Genomic DNA, 21286 nt, shown 5'->3' on the forward strand with positions numbered 1-21286 from the left:
CTGAGCTATGGGTATCCTGCGGTAGAGCCGATGCCGCTCTATCTGCTTTGATAAACAAATGAGAATATTCGCTCCCCCTTGTATCTAATGGCTCACTCTCCAGCCTTCGCCAAAAATATCTGACTATCCCTTTGCTAACTTTATCCATGTCCATATTCGAAATAAACACTCAACTTACAAAATTACATTTTACTCAATACATTGAGTAAAATTACTCAGTGCTATGAGCAAAGAAATATTCATCAGACCACAGGCTGCGGAGTTGGCGCGGCGGTTAAAAGAACCCCGGCGATTCATTCAGGTCGTATCGGGAGCGAGGCAGGTCGGCAAAACGACCCTTGCATTGCAAGTGGCAGACCAGAGCACACTGCCATATCACTTTGCCAGTGCAGATGAGCCGACACTTCGCGACAATGGATGGCTTGAATCCCAATGGGAAGAGGCGCGATTGCTTGCCGCCAGTTCAGAAAAAGGCGCCTTACTCGTATTGGATGAAGTACAGAAAGTTCCGCATTGGGCTGAAACGGTCAAGTATCTTTGGGATGAAGACACCCGAAAAAGAACATTGGTAAAAACCGTATTACTCGGCTCCGCCCCGCTTTTAATCGGGCATGGACTGACAGAAAGCCTTGCGGGACGTTTTGAAACCCTGCACATGCCGCATTGGAGCTTTTCTGAAATGCGGACAGCCTTTGGATGGGATCTGAACCAATATCTCTTTTACGGTGCCTATCCAGGTGCCGCACCATTGATAGAACAACCGCTCCGCTGGTCACGCTACATCATAGACTCTCTCATAGAAACAACCGTCGCACGCGACGTGCTTTTGCTTTCCCGCGTTGACAAACCAGCATTGCTTCGGCGACTATTTGAACTGGGCTGTGCCTATTCGGGACAAATTCTTTCCTACACAAAAATGATAGGCCAACTTCAGGATGCTGGGAACACAACCACACTTGCCCACTACCTCGACCTGCTTACCGGTGCTGGCGTACTAACCGGATTGCATAAATACGCAGGCGACACAGCGCGACGCCGAGGATCAAGTCCCAAGTTTCAAGTCTTCAACACAGCGCTGATAACCGCGCTATCTGACATGACACAGGCAGAAGCCTTTGCAGACCGCGAATTTTGGGGACGCTTAACAGAGTCTGCAGTGGGCGCACACCTGATCAACGCATCAGCTGGCGGTATGTGTGAAGTGTTTTATTGGCGGGAGCGCAACCGAGAAGTAGATTTTGTCTTGCGAAAAGGAAAGAAACTCGTGGCAATAGAAGTAAAAAGCGGGCGCACAACTACTTCGCTCCCCGGCATGGAATCTTTCTCCAAATCTTTCAAGCCAGGTCGCATGTTAATCGTCGGTCCGGGCGGGATTTCTCTCGAACGGTTTCTCTCAACACCCGTGGAATATTGGCTAAATCAAACAGAAGTGTAAGAAATTATGCAACTAATCAGATCACAACTTATCTGAGACCTGATCAAAAAGGACCTCAAAAATGACCACCCCAAATTGGAATATCCTTCCCAAAGAAACCATCCGGGAATTTGATGAAAATGGCTGTTTGATCGTGCGCCGGGCACTCGATCAAAAAACAGTCGCACACTTGCTCGAAACATGCGACCGACTCATCGGCAGTGACAAAAAAACAAACCGACAAACGCGCGAGAATGGATATTACGATGGCTTTCGCAACTGCATCGCCTTAGACGATGCCTTTTTGCCACTCCTCACACATCCTACAATCTTTCCCATGGTCGTGCAATTCCTCGGCGCATATCTTCACCTCACCACCTCACACCTGATTTACAAACACCCCGACCCGCCCGGCACGCCTGATTTTGCCCGAGCGCCAAACTGGCATCGCGATTACGGTCGCCTCAACAACGACCTCCAACACGCGGCGCCTCGGGGCATGCTCAAATGCGCTTATTACCTCACGGACCTCACCGAACCCAATGCGGGCGCCACACTCGTCGTGCCCGGCAGTAATCTCTTGCGAGATCCCCTCGACATTCCCCCAAATGGCGATCCAGAAGGCGCATTCGAACCGCATCTCGAACCCGGCGACTGTCTCATCTTTGAAAACCGAACCTATCACGCCGGCGGTGTCAACCTCTCCGACCAGACCCGCAAAGTCATCATGTTTGGATATGGCTACAGATGGCTCGCCCCCATAGATTACCGCGTACAACCCCAATCGCTATTGGACAAACTCGATCCACTGAGCCAGTACCTCCTTGGCGAAACACTGGTCAAAACAGAAGAATATCAAACCAGTGGTGGTGAAACCCCGCTCAAACCCTGGTGCGAACAAAACAACCTGCCCCTCGTCAGACCACCAGTCTGGCAAGAAGATCTGGCTCTTGCCTGATTATCGATCACAACAAGTGCAATTGATGATACTCATACTAATTTCATACTAATTTATGCAAAATTAGTATGCTTCCCATATCCAATCACCAAAATAGGGTATGTTTGACACGTAACGTCGTATAAAAAGGGCTATTCATGGGACTACTCGATGGAAAAGTAGCGATCATCACGGGTGGCGCGAGCGGCATTGGTCGCGCCACCGCTCGCCTCTTTGTCGAAGAAGGCGCGCAAGTCGTCATCGCAGACATCCAGGACGATAAAGGCCGGACTGTTGCAGAAGAACTCGGTCACAACGCCATCTTCCAGCACACCAATGTGAGACGGGAACCCGATATCAAAGCAATGATTAACCTCGCCGTCACGCATTTTGGACACCTGGATTGCCTCTTTAATAACGCCGGATACGGCGGTGTGGCGGGACCTGTTGAAGAAACATCCATGCGGGGTTTTGACAAAACCGTAAGCATTCTCCTGCGCGGCGTCTTCATGGGCATCAAACACGCGGCTCCCGTGATGAAAAAACAGGGATCGGGCAGCATCATCAGCACGGGTTCCGTCGCGGGCCTTCGCACGGGCTATGCGCCGCATGTGTACAGCGCGTGTAAAGCCGCCGTCATACACCTCACCCGGACAACGGCAATGGAATTGGGACCACACAACATCCGCGTCAACTGTATATGCCCGGGCGGCATTGCCACTCCCATATTTGCCCCGGCATTGGACCTCGCGCCCGAAGAATCGGACAAAGCATATCAACTCATGACCGAAAAACTCGCTGGCGGACAGCCTATCCATCGCGCGGGTCAGCCCGAAGACATCGCACACGCAGCCCTCTATCTCGCCAGTGATCACGCCTCATTTGTCAACGGTCACGCCCTCGTTGTCGATGGCGGCCTCATCGGCGGTCAAAAATGGGACAGATCCTGGATCGCCCGAGAGGGGCTTACATCTGATGAGGACATAGGTGAAGAAGGAGAATGATATGAATCGCATCTTAATCTCATTGACCCTCATGCTCTTCATCGCTTGTGGGAGTGAACAAACCGCCCCGGAAAAAACGACCATTGCCGTCATCCCCAAAGGCACAACTCACGAGTTCTGGAAATCGATTCACGCAGGCGCAGTCAAAGCGCAGCGCGAGTTAGACATAGAAATAATATGGAAAGGCCCGCTCAAGGAAGACGATCGCGAAGACCAGATCGCACTGATCGAAAACTTCATCTCTCGCGGCGTTTCGGGCATTGTGCTCGCGCCCCTCGACGACACCGCCCTTCGCATACCCGTCGCCAATGCCGTACGCAGCGGTATCCCGGTCGTCATCATCGACTCGGGCCTTCAAAGCGAGGACTTCGTCTCCTTTGTCGCCACCGACAATTATCGCGGAGGACGCCTCGCAGGTGCTGACATGGCCCAACGCCTGAACCAAAAGGGCAAAATCATCATGCTGCGCTACCAGGAAGGTTCTGCCAGCACAATGAAACGCGAACAGGGATTTCTCGACGCAATTGGCGAGCATTCAGACATCGAAATCACCTCATCAAATCAACACGGCGGTGCCACTACCGAAAGCGCGTATCAGGCCAGCGAAAACTTGCTCGCCCCCTTGAAAGATGCAAACGGCAAACTCACCATCCAGGGCATCTTCTGCCCCAACGAATCCACCACATTTGGCATGCTGCGCGCCCTGCAAGACGCGGGCCTCGCCGGCAGTGTCATATTCATCGGCTTTGACAGCTCGGAAAAACTCGTCGAAGCCCTCGAAAACGACCAGATCCACGGGCTTGTACTGCAAAACCCCTTTAGAATGGGCTACCTCGGCGTCAAAACCATAGTAGCACACCTCCAAAACCAACCCGTTGAAAAGCGCGTTGACACCGGCGTTGCCCTCGTCACCAAAGACAACATGAACGATCCTGACATCAAAGATGTATTAACCCCCGATCTGGATAAATGGCTGAAATAAACGGAGCAAAATGGTGAAAAAACTCTGCCGAATTGCAATAATTATCACCGCCGCCCCCTCAATCGCCCTATCGCAGACCTTACCCAACCTGACTGTGCTAAGCGAAACGATTAAGCCGCAAGTATCGTCAATTCGGTTACTCAACTTTATCCAGCCATTCACAATACGCTATCAGACAAACGCGGAAATCACCGCATTCATAAGCGATGAGTTCAATCAGACTGTACCGCAAACAATTCGTCAAAACTACGATCTATTAATCCGCGCCATCGGATTGCACCACGGCGGTGTCCCCTTCGACTTCGAAGCTCTGATAAGAGCCTCACAGAGCCAAATAGGCGCCTATTACTATCCCGCAGACCGTTCTGTCAACATTCCCATAGGATCAATTCCCAGACAAGAGCTTCAAATAATCATAGCCCATGAACTCACGCATGTGCTACAAGACCAGCACTTTGGACTCGACCAATTGCTCAGCACTACAAATAGCGATGAATTATTAGCCCATCAAGCTCTCGCCGAAGGCGATGCAACGCTGGTGCAATACCTCTGGTTTTTCGATCGCGCTGGACGGGTGATGTCAGACGCCCAACTACAGCGATTCATAAACGATATTGCCAGCACGACAGTTGGCGAAGTCAAGCGCAACCTCAAAGATGCAACAGCAGACCCACAGGTCGTCAAAACGATTGACGAAACCCCCGATTTTATATTCGAACAAACAATTGGAATCTATTTCCGCGGGCTGGCCTTTGTCTTTGACCTGAAAAAACGCGGGGGTTGGGCAACAGTGAATCGCGCGTACACCAATTTGCCAATGTCAATGGAACACATCCTTCACCCAGACAAATACTTCGCAGGAGAATCTCTCGAGGAAATCGCACTTCCTGATTTGGCAAATGAAACCTTCACAGGAAATTGGGAATTGCTGGACAGGGATACACTGGGCGAATTTGGACTCAGAATTATCTTCAATACCTTTGCTATCCCATCACACGCAGCAGCCGCAGGCTGGCATGGCGACCAGTATGTCGTCCTCAAACACCGCCAGGATAATACACCCGCTCTCGTCCTGTTCACGACCTGGGATACGGAACGAGACGCGACGGAGTTCAAAACTGCCTACGAAGGCGTGCTCGCAATAAAACACCGTGGATCTACAGACTTCAGGATTGAGCAGCAAGGGACAGACGTGTTAATCTCTGAATCGTCTCGGGATCTCGACCTGTTATTTGCGTACCTCGAAAAAGTTCGATTCACCCCCACGGTCGCACTCGAAATTTTCGATTTTGACGGCGATCTCACGATCGGCTTCTCGGACTTCCTCATGTTCGCCGCCCATTTTGGCAAGAGCAGTTCGGATCCGGATTTTGACCCGCGATTTGACATCGATGCAGATGGTATGATCGGCTTCTCGGACTTTCTCGCATTCGCTTCTGCTTTTGGAAAACAAATTACGCCCAACTCAAAACCCGCTGTCGTGATTGACCCGCACATTATCCACCGTACGTTGGGATTTATCCGATAGGCGGTCAGGCACATCCTCTATGTCGTCCATTCCCAAACATCCGCGCTTTGCCATGCGCGGCATTCGCAAAGCCTTTGGCGCAACCGTCGCGCTCGACAATGTCGATTTTGCCGTTTCACCCGGCGAAATCCACGCCCTCATCGGCGAAAATGGCGCGGGCAAAAGCACCCTGATGAAAGTGCTATCGGGAGCCTTGCAACCCGATGCCGGGGAAATGACCGTTGACGGATCGCCCTTCGCACCTGCCAATTCCCTCCAGGCACGCCAGCAGGGCGTAGCCATGATCTATCAAGAACTCTCCCTCGCGCCCCATCTAACCGTTGCAGAAAACGTCCTCCTCGGAATGGAAATCACGCGACGCGGGTTATTGCAAAAATCAGACATGCACGCCCTTGTCCAAAACGCGCTGACAGAACTCGACCATGCCGACATCGATCCCCACGCACGCGTGAGCACCCTCACCATTGCCGAAAGACAAATCGTAGAAATTGCACGCGCACTCTCTGTTCAATGCCGCGTCCTCGTCCTCGACGAACCCACCAGCAGCCTCACGCGCGCAGATGCCGACCGTTTATTTCGCGTGATGCAACGCCTGAAAGCGCGGAATTTGGCAATCGTCTATATCTCGCACTTCCTCGAAGAAATCAAAGAGATCGCCGATCAATTCACAGTTCTGCGCGACGGCAAAAAAGCCGGCAGCGGTTTGGTCGCTCAAACTCCTATACCCGATATCGTTCACCTCATGGTAGGCCGGCAGATCGACGACTTTTTTCCCCGTACCAATCGCACACCGTGCGAATCACTCCTCGACCTCACAGATCTCGCTGGAGCCCCTCTCCCTCACAGCGCATCTCTCGTCCTGCACCGCGGAGAAGTACTCGGCATCGGTGGACTCATCGGTGCTGGCCGCACAGAACTTTTGCGCGCCATCTTTGGCCTTGACCCCATCCGCAAAGGCAATATCACCTTCGCGCACAACACTGCCCGAGCAACACCTGCACAGCGCCTCGCCCAGGGAATGGGATTACTCAGCGAAGACCGCAAAGAAGAGGGCCTCGCCCAATCGATGAGTCTGACCGATAATCTCACCCTGTCGCACTTGCCCAGAGGGATCATCTTACCCAAAAAACTGCGCGCCATTGCCCAACAGTGGATATCTCGCCTTGGCATTCGCACATCGGGACCTGCACAATCCATTGCGAATCTCTCCGGTGGCAACCAGCAAAAAGTCGCGCTCGCCCGCCTGCTCCACCACGACGTAGATTGCCTCCTTCTGGACGAACCCACGCGCGGTATTGACATTGCCAGCAAAGCCGACATCTACCACCTGATTGACCAGCTCGCAACACAGGGCAAAGCCATACTCCTCGTAAGCAGTTACCTGCCCGAACTCCTCGGGATATGCGACCGCATCGCCGTCATGTACCGTGGTCAACTCGGCCCGGCGCATCCTGTTGACAAATGCAGCGAACACAGCCTCATGCTCGAAGCGACCGGACAGGAGGTCGCACTGTGAATCATCTATCGCGCTTTGCCCCTCTGCTCGGCCTCTTTGCAGTGTACGGCCTATTCGCCATTCTCGGTCCCGACAGCTTTAGCAGCGGGCGCAACCTCGAAACCATCGCGCGTCAAACAGCCATTGTAGGCACGGCAGCGCTCGGCATGACCCTCGTCATCATTGCCGGAGGCATTGACCTATCTGTCGGCTCCATCATAGCCCTAACCACCGTCACCATCGCCGCATCGCTCCAGGCTGGTCTGTCACCCCCTGTTGCCGCGCTCATCGGCATACTCACAGGCGCGCTGTGTGGCCTTGTCAACGGCCTGATCATCACCCGTTTTCGCGTTGTGCCCTTTATCGTCACACTCGGCACGCTACTGCTCGTGCGCGGCATTGCCAAAGGACTGGCCGGCGAACAAAAAATCGACGCCCCCCTCACCTATCTCATCGACCTGCTCGCAGCACTACCGCGAGGTGCGTGGTGGATATTCCCACCCGGCGTATGGCTCCTCATCATCCTCGCCCTGCTCACCGGCGGATTCCTCGCCTATACCCGCCCTGGCAAACACATCGTCGCCATTGGATCCAACGAGAACACAGCTCGCCTGTGCGGCATCCGCGTCGAAGCCACCAAGTTACTCGTCTATGCCCTCGCCGGAACATCCGCGGGCATAGCCGGACTCCTCCAATTTTCTCGTCTCACCGTAGGCGATCCCACGGTCGCCGTTGGCCTCGAACTCGACGTCATCGCAGCCGTTGTCATCGGCGGGGGCAGCCTCTCGGGCGGCGAAGGCTCAGTACTCGGCAGCGTAGTCGGCGCACTGATCATGACCGTCATCCGCTCTGGCTGTTCACAAATGGGCTTGCCAAATTGGGTGCAAGAAATCGTCACCGGTATTATTATAGTCATCGCCGTGGCAGTCGATAGACTGAGACATCGAGAAAGATAGACGAAGTAATCCAGTCTATTTTTTGCAACTTATTTTTTATACCTGAGTTAGAAAAAACATATCTTATTGCAGACCCGAGCCAACGACATGGCTCATTCACCCATTCCAAGGAGTAAACCCATGCAAGCCCGACACACCCTCATCGCCCTCGCCTTTTTATTCACCACAGCCCCTGCCTTTGCAGCCACCGTCGAAGTAGAAGGCGAAGGCACGCCAGCCCTGTACGTGGTCAAAGTACACGCCGACTGGTGCGGCTCCTGTAAGGCACTGGTGCCCATTCTCGACGAAGTCCGAGAAACCATGTCTGCCGAGCCTGTTCTCTTTCTCACCCTGGACGTGACCGACGCAGATCGCACCGGCCAGGCTCGCCTGCTGGCCGCAGCCCTCGGTATAGAGCAACACCTCAAAACCAATAACAAGACCGGGCTGGTCCTGATCATCAACCCCGCGGACAAGGCTCTGATGGAAACCCTGACTAAGGAAAACACCGCCGATGAAATGATCGGCAAAATTGAAGGCCATATTGCCGAAACTGCGGAAGAGGACGAGGACATGGACATGTGAGGCAAGAGATCGAATTACGGTGCATCGCTTAGCGAACACTGGGCGATGCACCTGAAAAATCAACTATATCAAAACTGCAATGATCGGAATCACAACATGAGCAAAGACACTGCATTTCAAATGGGAGCCTCAAACCTGCGCTTTGGGGTGGGAACAACGCGCGAAATCGGCATGGACCTGTCCGACATGGGTCTTAAGCGCGTCCTCGTCATCACCGACCCCAACCTCGTCGATCTGCCCCCCGTTCAAACCGCGAGAGAGAGCCTGGAAGCCGAAGGCATAGAATACGATCTGTTCGATCGCGTACGCGTGGAACCCACAGATATATCTTTCAAAGACGCCATTGCAGTCGCCACAGAAGGCGCTTACGAAGGCTATGTCGCCATTGGGGGCGGTTCATCTATCGACACGGCAAAAGCAGCCAATCTATTTGCAACCTATCCCGACGACTTCTTCGCCTATATCAATGCACCCATCGGCCAAGGCAAACCCGTTCCCGGCCCCGTCAAACCCCTCTTTGCCATTCCCACCACAGCCGGTACGGGAAGCGAAACCACGGGCGTAGCCATTATGGACCTCTCTGACCGCCACGTCAAAACCGGCATTGCACACCGCTATCTCAAACCCGACCTCGCCATTGTCGATCCCGAAAACACGCGCACCATGCCGCCTTCCATCGCGGCGGCAACTGGCCTCGACGTCCTTTGCCACGCCCTCGAGTCCTTCACCGCCATCCCCTATACCGAACGCCCCAGACCCAATCGCCCAATCGAACGCCCCGCCTATCAGGGCACCAATCCCATTTCCGACATGTGGGCACTCAAAGCCATAGAAATGACCACGCAATATCTGCCTCGCGCGGTCCGCAATCCCGATGACGACAAAGCCCGCGCGCAAATGATCCTCGCCGCATCGCTCGCAGGCATCGGCTTTGGCAATGCCGGCGTTCACCTCTGCCACGGCATGTCGTATCCCGTCTCAGGTATGGTGCGAGACTTCAAACCCAAAGGCATGATCACGGACCACGCCATCATCCCACACGGCATGTCCGTCGTCCTCAACGCCCCTCCCGTCTTCCGATTCACAGGCCCCGCGCGGCCAGACCGCCACCTTCGGGCTGCACAGATCATGGGCGCAGATATCTCCAACGCATCTCCCGACGAAGCGGGCCACATCCTCGCCGATCAAATCGTCGCCCTTATGAAGCAGCTCGAAGTGCCCAATGGTCTGTCAGCAATCGGATTCACCGAAAGCGACATCCCCGCACTCGTCGAAGGCACCCTCCCCCAACACCGAGTCACCAAACTCTCACCGCGTCCCGCAGAAGCCGAAGACCTGGAGAGCCTGTTCAAAGATGCAATGCTCGCATGGTAATCAAAGGTTGCCATTCTGTTTTTGAAATATTATGATGTAAGCACCAACAGCATTGATATACAGGCATAACAGGAGGGCTTTTCGTGGACGCAAAACTAATCTGGCTTTTTGCTTTTGTGGGACTTTACTGGGCTTATTGCCTCTTCTGGGGCGTCAGAGGTGCCATTTCTTCACGCACATCAACCGACTACTTCGTGGCCGGGCGCACCATTGGCTTATGGGTATTTGTTCTCGCGGCCACCGCCACCAGCTTTTCCGGCTGGACCTTTGTAGGACATCCAGGCAAAATCCTCATCGATGGCCTGCCCTACGCATTCGCTTCCTTCTACGCCCTCACAATTCCCTTTACTGGCGTGCTCTTTTTGCGCCGCCAATGGATCGTTGGTCGGGCATTTGAACACATTACCCCCGGCGAAATGTACACCACCTATTACGGTGGCAATGCCATGCGCCTGCTTACGGTTCTCGTAGCCTTCCTCTTTTCAGTACCCTACCTCGGCGTACAACTCCGCGCCTCTGGCGACCTCTTCCACGTACTCACCGACGGCATGATCGGCATTGAAATTGGTATGTTTGCCCTCTCCGCCATTGTTATGATCTACGTCGCATCCGGCGGTCTTCGCTCCGTAGCCTATGTTGACTGCGCCCAGTGCATCTTGCTCGCCCTCGGCATTGTCATCCTGGGAGGCATCGCCATCAGCTTTGCAGGAGGTTGGGGCGGATTTACCGACGGCCTTGCAGCCTATGTCAAACAAGACCTCGTATCGGGTCAAAAACTCACCCCTGCCGGCCACTCGAACATCGTGGCTATGCCGGGAACTATCCAGGCCGTATCTTCAGGCGCCGAAGCACAGGGCAGTGTCTGGACCGGCATGATGTGCCTCACCTACATGTTTGCGCTCATGGGCATCCAATCCTCCCCCGCCTTTTCCATGTGGTGCTTTTCCAACAAAACCAGCGAACCCTTCCGCTGGCAGCAAGTCGTGGCATCCTCGATTATCATCGGCATCATCCTCTTCTCCTTCACCATCTTTCAGGGCATTGGGGGCAACATCCTCATTGCAAATGGTATCTTTGAATCCGCCAATGACAAAAACCTCGTCCCCCAACTCATCAACCTGCTCACCGACGCGGCTCCCTGGCTCGTCGGCTTGCTCGCGGTTTGTGCCCTCGCCGCAATGCAATCCACAGGTGCTGCTTATATGTCCACCTTCTCCGGCATGGTCACGCGAGACCTCTACAAACAATACGTCGCCCCCGACGCATCGGACAGCGTACAAAAACTCTGTGGGCGCATCTTTGTCATCGTCGTCACAGTGGTCGCGCTATTCGTCGCCGCGCAATTCACCGGCGCCATCGTCATGCTCGGCGGTCTGGCCGTTGCCTACGGTTTCCAGATGTACCCAGCTCTCATGGGCGTATGTTACTTTCCCTGGCTCACCCGCAAAGGCGTGGTCTGGGGCCTTGTTGCCGGTCTTATTGCCGTCACCTTGACCGACCGCACAGTGGCTGTATTTGGACTACCCTGGGGCGCATTCCCGCTCACCATTCACAGTGCGGGCTGGGGCATATTCGCCAACCTGATCATTGCCCTGCTCGTCTCAAAATTTGGTTCAGAAAACAACGGAGAACGCGAAAAACGCGAAAAACATCACGCCTTTATCCAGGCCGTCTCTGGCCTCACCGAAGACCAGAAGAAATGGGTGACACCGGCGTGGATCCTCACCGTTTTGTGGTTCCTCATTGGCTTCGGACCTTTTGCCACGGTTGGCAACACCCTCTTTTCCGATCCCAATACCCCGGCCACATGGGCGCCTTTTGGTTTGCCCTCGCTCTGGGTCTGGCAACTCCTCATGCTGATCTTTGGTATCTTTGTCATGTGGATGCTCGCCTTCAAAGTCGGTCTCTCAAAGCCCGTTCCCATTGAAGATGTAACCTCGCAACGCAAAGCGTTTTTTGAAAAATAAAACCCGGTGAAAGATCCACCGGGCTAAATGGGTTATTTCCACAGATCATCGTCGAACCACACCCCAAAACCCGGCCCCTCACCTGGTGCCATTTTGCCATCCACAACTTCCGGCTGATCGCGCACCCACGTCATCCAGGGGCGTCCACTTTCGGCCAGCGGATCGGGATCGAGCGCGACAATCGCGTGCAGCGCCCACACCTCTCCCCCGCGATGTGGACACACCTCAACATCGTACTCCTTTGCCAACGCGTAAATTTTCACCAACTCTGTCAATCCCCCGCACCAGCACACATCCGGTTGATAAATAGCGTGTAACCCCCTTTGCATCAGCGCCTCAAACCCACGCGCCGTATATTCGTGCTCGCCACTCGCGATGGGAATGGGACTCTCGCGCATCAACCGTTCATAGCCGCCAAAATCCTCTGGCAAAAGCGGCTCTTCCAACCAGTCCAAATTGAGCTCAGCCAACCGATCCGCAGCGCGCAACGTGCCCTCCACATCCCACCCCATTGACGCATCGCACATCAATTGAATATCGTTGCCAACAACTGACCGCACATCCGCAAAAAAATCAGCTATCGCATCCAATTCACTGTGGGGATCCATCCCGCCAATGCCAAATTTTAAAGCCTTATAACCCAGCGCGAGTGCGCCCTCAAGATCATCCCGAGACCACCCCGTGCGATACGACGGCACTGCCATTCGCGTTCCTCCCAGCACTTCGACAAGCGGTTTATTCGCCCGCTTGCCCCGTAAATCCCACAATGCCAAATCCACACCACTAATCGCCATCATCGCAATCCCCTTGCGACCATAGGCCGCGGTATGGCGATACATCGCATCCCACAACCCCTCGACATCCTCGGCATTCGCGCCGATCAAGACCTCGCGCAACACCGTCTGAACCACGTGAATACCCGCCGGACCGCCTCCACCAACACCGTATCCCGACAACCCATCATCCGTATCAATCCGCACCAGAATCTGTCCAATCGTTCCGCGCCAACCAGCAGGTGCGCGATCCGCATCGGGCTGCACTGCGCGAACATGTGTAATGATCATGTGAAATCTCTCCTATAAAAAAATAAACGTAGCAAAATGACCACAGGTGTGGTTTTTATGCCACACTACGAGATTATCTACAGTGAAATATTGCACATTAAAATATAATATAAATAGCTATAAATAAATGTCTTAAACCAATACTTTATCCCACGCTCGGGCGAATAGGCACGAATTTTGATGTTATCACAAATGAAAGACCTGTTTACTGACACAGAAAGGGATAAATTGAATGTACGCAAATACAAAAATAATTCTTTTGGCGGTGTTGATCGCAATATGCTGTCCTGTAAACACGTATTGCCAGGAAGCCCATATCGGATTTGGATTGGGGACGGGTGTTGCATTTCCCATGATGAATCAAACCGAATTTCCATGCGACCTGATAGATGTATTATTCTTTGATGAAGCCTGCCATATCTCTTTCCCTCTCGCCAGTACCCAGATGGGACCTGTTGTAAATGGTGAGTTCTTTATCGGGGATGAACAGGTAGATCTGGTTTTACACGGATCTTTCTTTTCCATGCCGCAAAGATATGTGCAGAATACCCTGGAATCCCGTATATTTAATTCTGGAGGTTGGTTAAGTTCATTTCTCCTTGAATTTAGATATAAAATTTTAGCCAATAAGCCATTTGCACCGTATTGGAACGCTGGGCTGGGAGCTTTTTATTTTCGTCCCAACGATCATCGCAATCTATCCTCAGACCTGTATTTTCATATCTTAGTCGGGATAGGCAGCGAATTTGCCTTCCAAAGAAAAGATGTTCGCTTTTTCACTGAAATCCGTTTTCAATTTATGCCTTTTCGGGTTGAAAAAGAAAATATTGCCGACGAAATAACAGGCACAGTAAATTTTACTTTTGGATGTCGATTTTGGCTTTCTTCCAACTGACATGGAGCAATATAATGGACAAAACAATCAGACGCACGCCCGATGGAAAGCCCGAAAGGCGCACACCCGATGAAATGCTGCGCGATGCCGTGTCAGACGATACCGACATTCCCGGCAAAGGCAAGCCACTCGATTTAAAAGCGTATTTTCGCCCCGATGCGGAACATCGCATGGCGGGCAAAATCCTGCGCGACAACAACGTACTTCCCGCACATCTCCAGGAGCGCAAAGACGCGGAAGAACACCTTAAAAATGCCGACGAGCACCTGCAACGCGCAAGCGAAAAAATCGCGCCATTGCAAAAAGCAATTCGCCCCCTCGCGCAAACACTCATCCGCACATTTTCCGACGACAACGAGATATGCGAAGCACTTGGCCTGAATGCACTACCAGAAAAATTTCATCCCAATTCGGAAACGCCGCCTGCGTCCGATCTCCTTGAGACCATCAGCACCTTTGACCAATTGTGCAAACAATACAATGCGCGGGTGCGCGACCTGACATACCGATATCTCGAAAACCTGCGCCTCGCGCACGAAAATATTGAAGCCAGCAAAAAGCGACAACTCGCCAACCGCTCCCTTTTGCCAGCTTATGCACCCACAGCCAAAGTCAATATTGAAGCGCAGAGAGAATACATACAAAAACGTTTCCCCCTCCTGCCCGAACGCCCACGCGACTGGCAATCGCGTCTCAAAGCATGGCAGCGCTCTCAAAAGCCAACCCTCTGGAAACGTCTGTTCAGATCTGTCTGATCTTCTTTTTTGTTTATCTGTGTTCATCTGCGTTCATCTGCGGATACCTCCACCTGATCCCCTCCTATCTTATCTTGACGCACTTGCCAAATTCCAGTAACTTATAAGTAAGTAAACACTTTCTTTTTATCAGGAGTTGATCTGTGGCAAACGCTTCCGAGATAAATCTGCTGGAAATCCCTCCACAGCACATTTTAGATAGCCTTGTCCCATCGCAAGAAACGGTTCAATTATCGGCCAGTACCGACATCCGTCTCGATGGCACATATGGAACCGCTTATCTCCTCGCCACAGACAAACACCTGTTTGCAATTAGCCCCAATGGCGATTCCACGCCACACACAGAGCGCATTCCACTTTCCGAAATTACCAATCTCGAAGTCAAAGACCTGTTTGGCAACAGCTTGCTCAAAGTCCGCACCGCAACCACGGGCGCCACACTCGCGCGATTTACCAAAGGCCAGAACCAGAAATTCAATCGGATAACGCACCGACTTGAGGCCCTTGTAAAAGACGCGCGCAAAACCGAAGACAAAATCGCAAAAGGCCAACTTGGGCGCGCGATTTCAGGTAGGCGGTGCGACGTGTGCGGCACAATCATTTCGCGCAGGGTGGGAGTCTGCACCAACTGCCTCGACACCCGCAAACTGCTGTATCGCTTGCTCGCCTACGCGCGTCCCTACTGGAAGCTCGGAACTCTGAGTCTTGCCCTGCTCCTCACCTCAACCTTTATTGGCCTTACCCCACCGCTTTTGATGCGCGACCTCATCGATGGCGTACTCGCACCTTCGGCAGATTATGAGACGACCATTTTCCGCGATATCACAAACAGCATATTTGGGATACCTACCGGATACCAAATCCTCTATTTTCTCGTGGGCCTGCTCCTGCTGATCAACCTCTCACAATCGGGCCTTCGCGCCATACGCTCGTATATCCTGTCCGTTCTTGGACAGAAAATCACCTATAACCTCAGGAATGAGGTCTATCAGCACCTCCACCGCCATTCTCTCAGCTTCTACAACGAACGCGAAACTGGCACCATTATGGCCAGCATCACCCAGGATGTGGGCCGCCTGCAAGATTTTATCAGCGATGGCCTGCAAGAAATTATCCGCGACATCGTTACCATCGCCTTTATATGCGGCATTCTATTCTGGCTCAATGTCAAACTCGCCACCCTCGTCTTAATCCCCACACCCTTCCTGGTTATCGCAACCCTCAAATTTGGTCACCGCCTGCATCGCACCTATCGCGGCCTGTTTCGGCGTTGGGCGGCCATCAGCGCACTCCTTGCCGACACCATTCCCGGCGTGCGCGTGGTCAAAGCCTTTGCACAGGAAAAACGCGAAGTGGGTAAATTTCAGACGCGCAGCGAAGACCTCCTCAAGGGCGAAATCAAAATTGCGGGCATCCGCAGCATCTTCAGCCCCGTCATGGCTTTTATTACATCTATCGGAACGCTGATTATATGGCTCGTGGGGGGATCCTCGGTTCTCGACGGCGCTTTGACCCTGGGCAACTTTGTGGCATTTACGCAGTACATGTGGCGTTTTTACGGCCCGGTTGAAAGCCTCTGCCGCCTCAACCACCGCTTCCAGCGAGCCGCGTCTTCTGCCGAACGGGTCTTTGAAGTGCTCGATACTCAGCCCGACGTAACCGACAGGCGCTCCGCATACGCCATGCCCGCCATTGAAGGACGTATCCAATTTGACGACGTAACATTTTCTTATGAAACCGACAAACCCGTTCTCAAAAATCTCAATTTTACCGTTGAACCTGGCGAAATGATCGGCCTTGCCGGGCATTCTGGCGCGGGCAAAAGCACCCTGATCAACCTGATTTGTAGATTTTACGACATTGAGGACGGCGCGATTTTAATCGACGGACGCGATATCCGCGATGTCACCCTCAAATCTCTGCGCGATCAGATCGGCGTCGTTCTGCAAGACCCCTTTCTCTTCAATGGACCCATAGCCGAAAACATCGCTTATGGCAACCCCGATGCGTCACTCGATGAAATCGTCGCAGCCGCCAAAACAGCCAATGCACACGATTTTATCCTTCGCCTGCCCGATAGTTACGACACACCCGTAGGTGAACGCGGCGTTCGGCTCTCGGGCGGCGAAAGGCAGCGCATCTCCATTGCGCGCGCGATTCTGCGAAACCCACGCATTCTCATTCTCGATGAAGCCACCTCCAGCATGGATACCGAGACAGAATCGCAGATCCAGGAAGCCCTTTACAGACTCGTGCAAGGGCGCACGACATTTGCCATAGCCCATCGCCTCTCCACGCTCAAACACGCAGACCGCCTCTTCATCATCGACAAGGGCTTACTCGCCGAGATGGGATCACACGCCGAACTCATCGCCTATGATGGCATTTACGCGCGCCTTTGCCGCATGCAAACTGAACTGTCCAAACTACGTGCGTGGTAGCGAACAAAGGTATATCAATGTCTTCACTCCCCGACTTGACCAGCGGTCTCTCCCTCCTCGCGCCCCGCGATATTCGTCTGTATCTCGATGATTTTGACGACCTCACACTCGATCTGCGCGGTGAAATCCACGAGCGGATTGGTGTACAGCGCGCTTTTCCGCTCAACGCGTCCACAAAATTCATCGTGCTCCACGATTCAGACGGCAGCGAAATTGGCATTGTACGCGACATGGTCGATCTCGACTCAGACAGCCGAGATGCATTAGAAATAGCACTCGAACAGGCATATTTTATGCCGCGTATTCTAAAAATAAATAGCATTGTTTCCAATTTCCACGTCCCCACATGGGATGTGGAAACAGATCGCGGGCATCGCGTATTTGAAATCCCCAGCAGCAAGCGCGACGTGCGCGTAATTGACGACGTGCGCGTGATCCTGCGAGACGCCGATGGCAACCGCTACGAGATCGTCGATTACCGCCGCCTTGACCCCGAGAGCGTTGCATTTGTGGAAACCATTGTTTGAAATCTCTACCTGGGGAACAATCGCAATAATATTTTCGTCAAAATCAAAATCACTTGACGCGTTTATTCGCAGGAAGGAGGGACCATGAAACTCAGTGAATTTGCCATTAATAAACCCATCAGCACCATTATGATTGTGCTCAGTATTATGATGATGGGTTTTATTTCTCTATTCAGACTGCCGCTCGAATACCTGCCCAGCCTGACATTTCCGCGCATCTTTGTTTCCGTCAATTATCCCTCCTCTTCTCCGGAAGAAATTGAGCGGTTCATCACGCGTCCCATCGAAGAAATCCTCGGCACTCTGTCGGGTGTTGAAAGCATCAGTTCTTCATCCAGCGGATCCAGTGCGCGCGTCGGCATGGAATTTGCAATGGATGCCGATATGGACATCATCGGTGTTCACATCCGCGACCGCCTCGATCAGGTTCGCGCCGACCTGCCCGCCGATGTCGATCGCATCGATATTCGCAGCTTCGACACCGAAGACTTTCCCGTCCTCGAATACTCCCTCACCTGGCTTGGCGAAAACAACCAGGAACTCGTCAACGTGTACAATCAGCTAATCTTGCCCAGAGTCCAGCGTCTCGAGGGTGTTGCCAATGTCGTGCTCGAGGGTTTGCGGGAAAAAGACCTCCTCATCGAAGTCGATCAAAAAGCCATGGTAGCCTATAAACTGGACTTCCGCACCATCAACCGCGCCCTGAATAGCAACAATATCAATGTCTCCGCGGGGTATGTCACCGAAGGCAACAAACGCCTCGCCGTTCGCAGCATGGGCGAGTTTGAAACCGTTGATCAAATTCGCGATCTACCCATTCGCCCCAATCTCACCCTCGACGACATTGCCAATGTCACGTACGATTATCCCGAATCCCGCAGCTTTGAACGCCTCGACGGACGCCCTTCGCTGAACCTTGAGGTCCAGAAAGCCTCAACCGCCAACATGGTCGATGTCTGCAAACTCGTGCGCGACGAACTCGCCCTCATCCATGAAGAGGTCGGCAAAGACAAGCTCCGAATGCACATGGTGCGCGACCGATCCATCGACGTGACAAATAGCATCACGAGCCTCAGCCAATCTGCTATTTTGGGTGGTCTGCTGGCCGTCATCGCCATCTTTATTTTTCTTCGCAACTTCCGCAGTACGCTCATCATCGGCTCTGCTATCCCCATCAGCGTGCTCACCGTATTCCTGATCATGTACTTCATGCGCCAATCCGGATCAAACATCACCCTCAATCTCATTTCCATGATGGGTCTGATGGTCGCCATCGGCATGCTCGTTGATCCCGCGGTCGTGGCACTTGAAAATATCTTTCGCAAGCGGTTTGAAGAAGGGCAAGATGCCAGGCACGCCGCGCTTGAGGGCAGCGATGAAATCGGACTTCCCGTCCTCGCCGCATCGCTCACGACCATCTGCGTATTTATTCCGGTCATTTTTGTCACTGATTCGCGCACCTCGCTCTTCATGCGCGACTTTGCCATTACAGTAATCATATCCGTTATTGCCTCGTTTTCTATCGCGCTCTCACTCATTCCACTGGCAGCCTCTCGCGCATTCAAGCACGATGGACAACTCCTCGATCGCATTCTCAAGAGCATCGTCGGCCTTGTAGCCGCGCTCGGCCTGGGTACCCTTATTTACTACACGGACTTCAGCAAAATTGATTACGCAGGTCTGTGGGCAAACGCCAATAAGACCATCAGCGCGCTGCCGTTATTTGCCAAAATTGGTTTTCCCGGCGTCATTGCCTCGACAGTCTTTCTCTATTTTCGCTACCGCGCAATCGGCCCCAAAGCCCTCTATGCCAAATTGGTCTCTTCTACCCTTCACTACCGCTGGGCAACCCTCTCGGTGGCATGTGTCCTGCTCTTTATGGGCAACTACATCTATGGCAAAGTAGAACAACAGCCCTTCCGCTATCAACCCAGCCGCGCCGTAAGGCTCACCATTGAAATGCCCCGGAGTTACGATGTAGATAAAGCGCGTGAAATCTTCAAAATTGCCGAAGACATGCTCATCCCCTTAAAAGACGAACTCGACATCGAAGCCATTGGCAGCCGATACAGTGGTCGGCGGGGCACACGCCTGACCCTTTATCTCACGCCGGCAGACGAAGGCAAACTCACCACAGATGAAGTTCAGCGCAAAGTTATGGCCCTCCTGCCCAAAGACATTCCGGGCGTGCGTTTCAAATCCGGCGGTGGGCGCGGAAGTTCTGCTGTGGGGGCTGGCGTTCAACTCAAAGGACGCAACCAGGAAACACTGGCCATTTTGGCCGAAGACATTGAAACCAGCATGCAGGGCATGCCCGGTGTTCACGAAATACAGACCAGTCTCGAAAGTGGAACCGAGGAGATTCGCGTCACGGTCAATCGCGAACGCGCACAGCGCTACGGCCTCTCGCCTCGCGATATTGCAACCACCATCGCCTCTGCGCTCGGCTCACGCGGCGGCTCCAACTTCAAAACTCCCGACGGTGAAATCGACATCACAGTACTGTTGCGCGAAGAAGACCGCGCCACCCTCGAACAGCTCAAAACAACGGAATTTGAAAGCGACAATGGCGGCATGGTTACCTTCTCCAGTCTGGCGAATTTCGACCTGACAACGGGCACCAACACCATTCGACGCGAAGACCGCATGTCAACCGTAACCGTTTTTGCCAACACAGACCAACAAGCGGTCTTCCGCGTTGGCCGGATCATGAAAGCACGCATGGAAGGCGTGCCCCTGCCCAAGGGATATACCTATGAAATGGACCGCCGCTTCAGATCGATGAATGCAGAACAGGGTCAGGATTTTGAGACCCTGATTTTAGCACTCATTCTCATTTACATCATCATGGCCTCGCTCTTTGAGTCCTATGTCCATCCGCTCACCATTATGTTCTGCATCTTCTTTGCATTCATCGGCGTCGCGCTCGGTCTCTACACCTTCAAGATCGCCATGGACAGCAATGCTAAATACGGCCTTCTCGTACTCTTTGGCATTGTGGTCAACAACGGTATTGTCCTGGTCGATCATATCAACAGATACCGAAAACAGGGGCTTGTTCGCCGCGATGCCATTATTCGCGGTGGGCAAGACCGCTTGCGTCCGATTATGATGACTGCCACGACCACTATTATTGGCCTGATGCCTCTGGTATTGCCGATGCTCTTTGGCAATGCAGAAGGTACCTCAAGGCGCTGGGGCCCAATCGGCCTGGTGGTTATTTCCGGACTGTCCATCTCAACAATTTTAACCCTCGTGCTCCTGCCCACGGTCTATTCCCTCATGGATGACCTCTCCCAATTTGCCAAGCGCGTCACAGCCGTAGCACGCGCACAATAAAAAAAGCCCAGAGCAGTCGGTATTCACACCGGGCGCTCTGGGCT

General features: G+C 53.1%; 16 protein-coding genes. 15 read left to right on the forward strand and 1 reads right to left on the reverse strand.

The genetic code is table 11. The annotated features are described in order from the left end of the window. Positions 1–223 precede the first annotated feature (223 nt). From OXG87_19600 to OXG87_19645, 10 genes are all read left to right on the forward strand, one after another. Positions 224–1435 carry an ATP-binding protein gene (locus OXG87_19600; protein ID MCY3871759.1) on the forward strand — a complete coding sequence of 404 codons (1212 nt, stop codon included), beginning with the start codon at positions 224–226 and terminating at the stop codon, positions 1433–1435. A gap of 61 nt (positions 1436–1496) precedes the next feature. After that, positions 1497–2372: a phytanoyl-CoA dioxygenase family protein gene (locus OXG87_19605; GenBank protein ID MCY3871760.1), complete on the forward strand. Its 876-nt coding sequence runs from the start codon at positions 1497–1499 to the stop codon at positions 2370–2372. Positions 2373–2509: 137 nt separating this feature from the next. Next, positions 2510–3355, forward strand: a complete 846-nt coding sequence (locus tag OXG87_19610) for a glucose 1-dehydrogenase (protein ID MCY3871761.1) — start codon at positions 2510–2512, stop codon at positions 3353–3355. Position 3356: 1 nt separating this feature from the next. After that, a complete protein-coding gene (locus tag OXG87_19615; protein ID MCY3871762.1) occupies positions 3357–4337 on the forward strand; it encodes a substrate-binding domain-containing protein in 981 nt (326 codons plus the stop codon). Positions 4338–4347: 10 nt separating this feature from the next. Continuing rightward, positions 4348–5865: a hypothetical protein gene (locus OXG87_19620; protein ID MCY3871763.1), complete on the forward strand. Its 1518-nt coding sequence runs from the start codon at positions 4348–4350 to the stop codon at positions 5863–5865. 19 nt (positions 5866–5884) lie between these two features. Next, on the forward strand, positions 5885–7381 hold the full coding sequence (locus OXG87_19625; GenBank protein MCY3871764.1) for a sugar ABC transporter ATP-binding protein: 1497 nt from the start codon (positions 5885–5887) through the stop codon (positions 7379–7381). Further along, a complete protein-coding gene (locus OXG87_19630) occupies positions 7378–8316 on the forward strand; it encodes an ABC transporter permease (protein MCY3871765.1) in 939 nt (312 codons plus the stop codon). The genes OXG87_19625 and OXG87_19630 overlap by 4 nt, the downstream gene beginning before the upstream one ends. Positions 8317–8436: 120 nt before the next feature. Then, positions 8437–8880 (forward strand): thioredoxin family protein, encoded by a 444-nt coding sequence (locus tag OXG87_19635; protein ID MCY3871766.1) that lies wholly within the window; start codon positions 8437–8439, stop codon positions 8878–8880. Positions 8881–8976: 96 nt separating this feature from the next. After that, positions 8977–10254, forward strand: coding sequence for an iron-containing alcohol dehydrogenase (locus OXG87_19640; protein ID MCY3871767.1), 1278 nt, complete (start codon positions 8977–8979; stop codon positions 10252–10254). An 83-nt stretch (positions 10255–10337) separates the two neighbouring features. Continuing rightward, positions 10338–12221 (forward strand): sodium:solute symporter family protein, encoded by a 1884-nt coding sequence (locus OXG87_19645; GenBank protein MCY3871768.1) that lies wholly within the window; start codon positions 10338–10340, stop codon positions 12219–12221. A gap of 32 nt (positions 12222–12253) precedes the next feature. Here OXG87_19645 and OXG87_19650 read toward each other — a convergent pair whose 3' ends face one another. Then, positions 12254–13285, reverse strand: a complete 1032-nt coding sequence (locus OXG87_19650) for a mandelate racemase/muconate lactonizing enzyme family protein (protein MCY3871769.1) — start codon at positions 13283–13285, stop codon at positions 12254–12256. A 232-nt stretch (positions 13286–13517) separates the two neighbouring features. Here OXG87_19650 and OXG87_19655 point away from each other — a divergent pair, with 232 nt between their 5' ends. The 5 genes from OXG87_19655 (at position 13518) to OXG87_19675 (ending at position 21242) form a co-directional block, all read left to right on the forward strand. Next, complete coding sequence (locus tag OXG87_19655; GenBank protein ID MCY3871770.1) at positions 13518–14180, forward strand: acyloxyacyl hydrolase; 663 nt, start codon at positions 13518–13520, stop codon at positions 14178–14180. A gap of 14 nt (positions 14181–14194) precedes the next feature. Next, on the forward strand, positions 14195–14935 hold the full coding sequence (locus tag OXG87_19660; GenBank protein MCY3871771.1) for a DUF1992 domain-containing protein: 741 nt from the start codon (positions 14195–14197) through the stop codon (positions 14933–14935). Between the two features lie 143 nt (positions 14936–15078). Further along, positions 15079–17376, forward strand: coding sequence for an ABC transporter ATP-binding protein (locus OXG87_19665; protein MCY3871772.1), 2298 nt, complete (start codon positions 15079–15081; stop codon positions 17374–17376). Positions 17377–17393: 17 nt separating this feature from the next. Next, entirely contained in the window at positions 17394–17903 is a 510-nt protein-coding gene (locus tag OXG87_19670; protein MCY3871773.1) for a DUF1854 domain-containing protein, read from the forward strand. Positions 17904–17987: 84 nt separating this feature from the next. Further along, the gene (locus OXG87_19675; protein ID MCY3871774.1) at positions 17988–21242 is read left to right on the forward strand and encodes an efflux RND transporter permease subunit; all 3255 of its coding nucleotides are present in this window, start codon (positions 17988–17990) and stop codon (positions 21240–21242) included. Positions 21243–21286: the final 44 nt, after the last annotated feature.

Source organism: Gemmatimonadota bacterium (assembly GCA_026706845.1).
Lineage (GTDB): Bacteria > Latescibacterota > UBA2968 > UBA2968 > UBA2968 > VXRD01.

What these genes read in the sequence shown, in the direction of transcription:
- OXG87_19600 (MCY3871759.1), top strand. Translation starts at nt 224, where the DNA reads ATGAGCAAAGAAATATTCATCAGACCACAGGCTGCGGAGTTGGCGCGG.
- OXG87_19605 (MCY3871760.1), top strand. Translation starts at nt 1,497, where the DNA reads ATGACCACCCCAAATTGGAATATCCTTCCCAAAGAAACCATCCGGGAA.
- OXG87_19610 (MCY3871761.1), top strand. Translation starts at nt 2,510, where the DNA reads ATGGGACTACTCGATGGAAAAGTAGCGATCATCACGGGTGGCGCGAGC.
- OXG87_19615 (MCY3871762.1), top strand. Translation starts at nt 3,357, where the DNA reads ATGAATCGCATCTTAATCTCATTGACCCTCATGCTCTTCATCGCTTGT.
- OXG87_19620 (MCY3871763.1), top strand. Translation starts at nt 4,348, where the DNA reads ATGGTGAAAAAACTCTGCCGAATTGCAATAATTATCACCGCCGCCCCC.
- OXG87_19625 (MCY3871764.1), top strand. Translation starts at nt 5,885, where the DNA reads ATGTCGTCCATTCCCAAACATCCGCGCTTTGCCATGCGCGGCATTCGC.
- OXG87_19635 (MCY3871766.1), top strand. Translation starts at nt 8,437, where the DNA reads ATGCAAGCCCGACACACCCTCATCGCCCTCGCCTTTTTATTCACCACA.
- OXG87_19640 (MCY3871767.1), top strand. Translation starts at nt 8,977, where the DNA reads ATGAGCAAAGACACTGCATTTCAAATGGGAGCCTCAAACCTGCGCTTT.
- OXG87_19650 (MCY3871769.1), bottom strand. Translation starts at nt 13,285, where the DNA reads ATGATCATTACACATGTTCGCGCAGTGCAGCCCGATGCGGATCGCGCA.
- OXG87_19655 (MCY3871770.1), top strand. Translation starts at nt 13,518, where the DNA reads ATGTACGCAAATACAAAAATAATTCTTTTGGCGGTGTTGATCGCAATA.
- OXG87_19660 (MCY3871771.1), top strand. Translation starts at nt 14,195, where the DNA reads ATGGACAAAACAATCAGACGCACGCCCGATGGAAAGCCCGAAAGGCGC.
- OXG87_19670 (MCY3871773.1), top strand. Translation starts at nt 17,394, where the DNA reads ATGTCTTCACTCCCCGACTTGACCAGCGGTCTCTCCCTCCTCGCGCCC.
- OXG87_19675 (MCY3871774.1), top strand. Translation starts at nt 17,988, where the DNA reads ATGAAACTCAGTGAATTTGCCATTAATAAACCCATCAGCACCATTATG.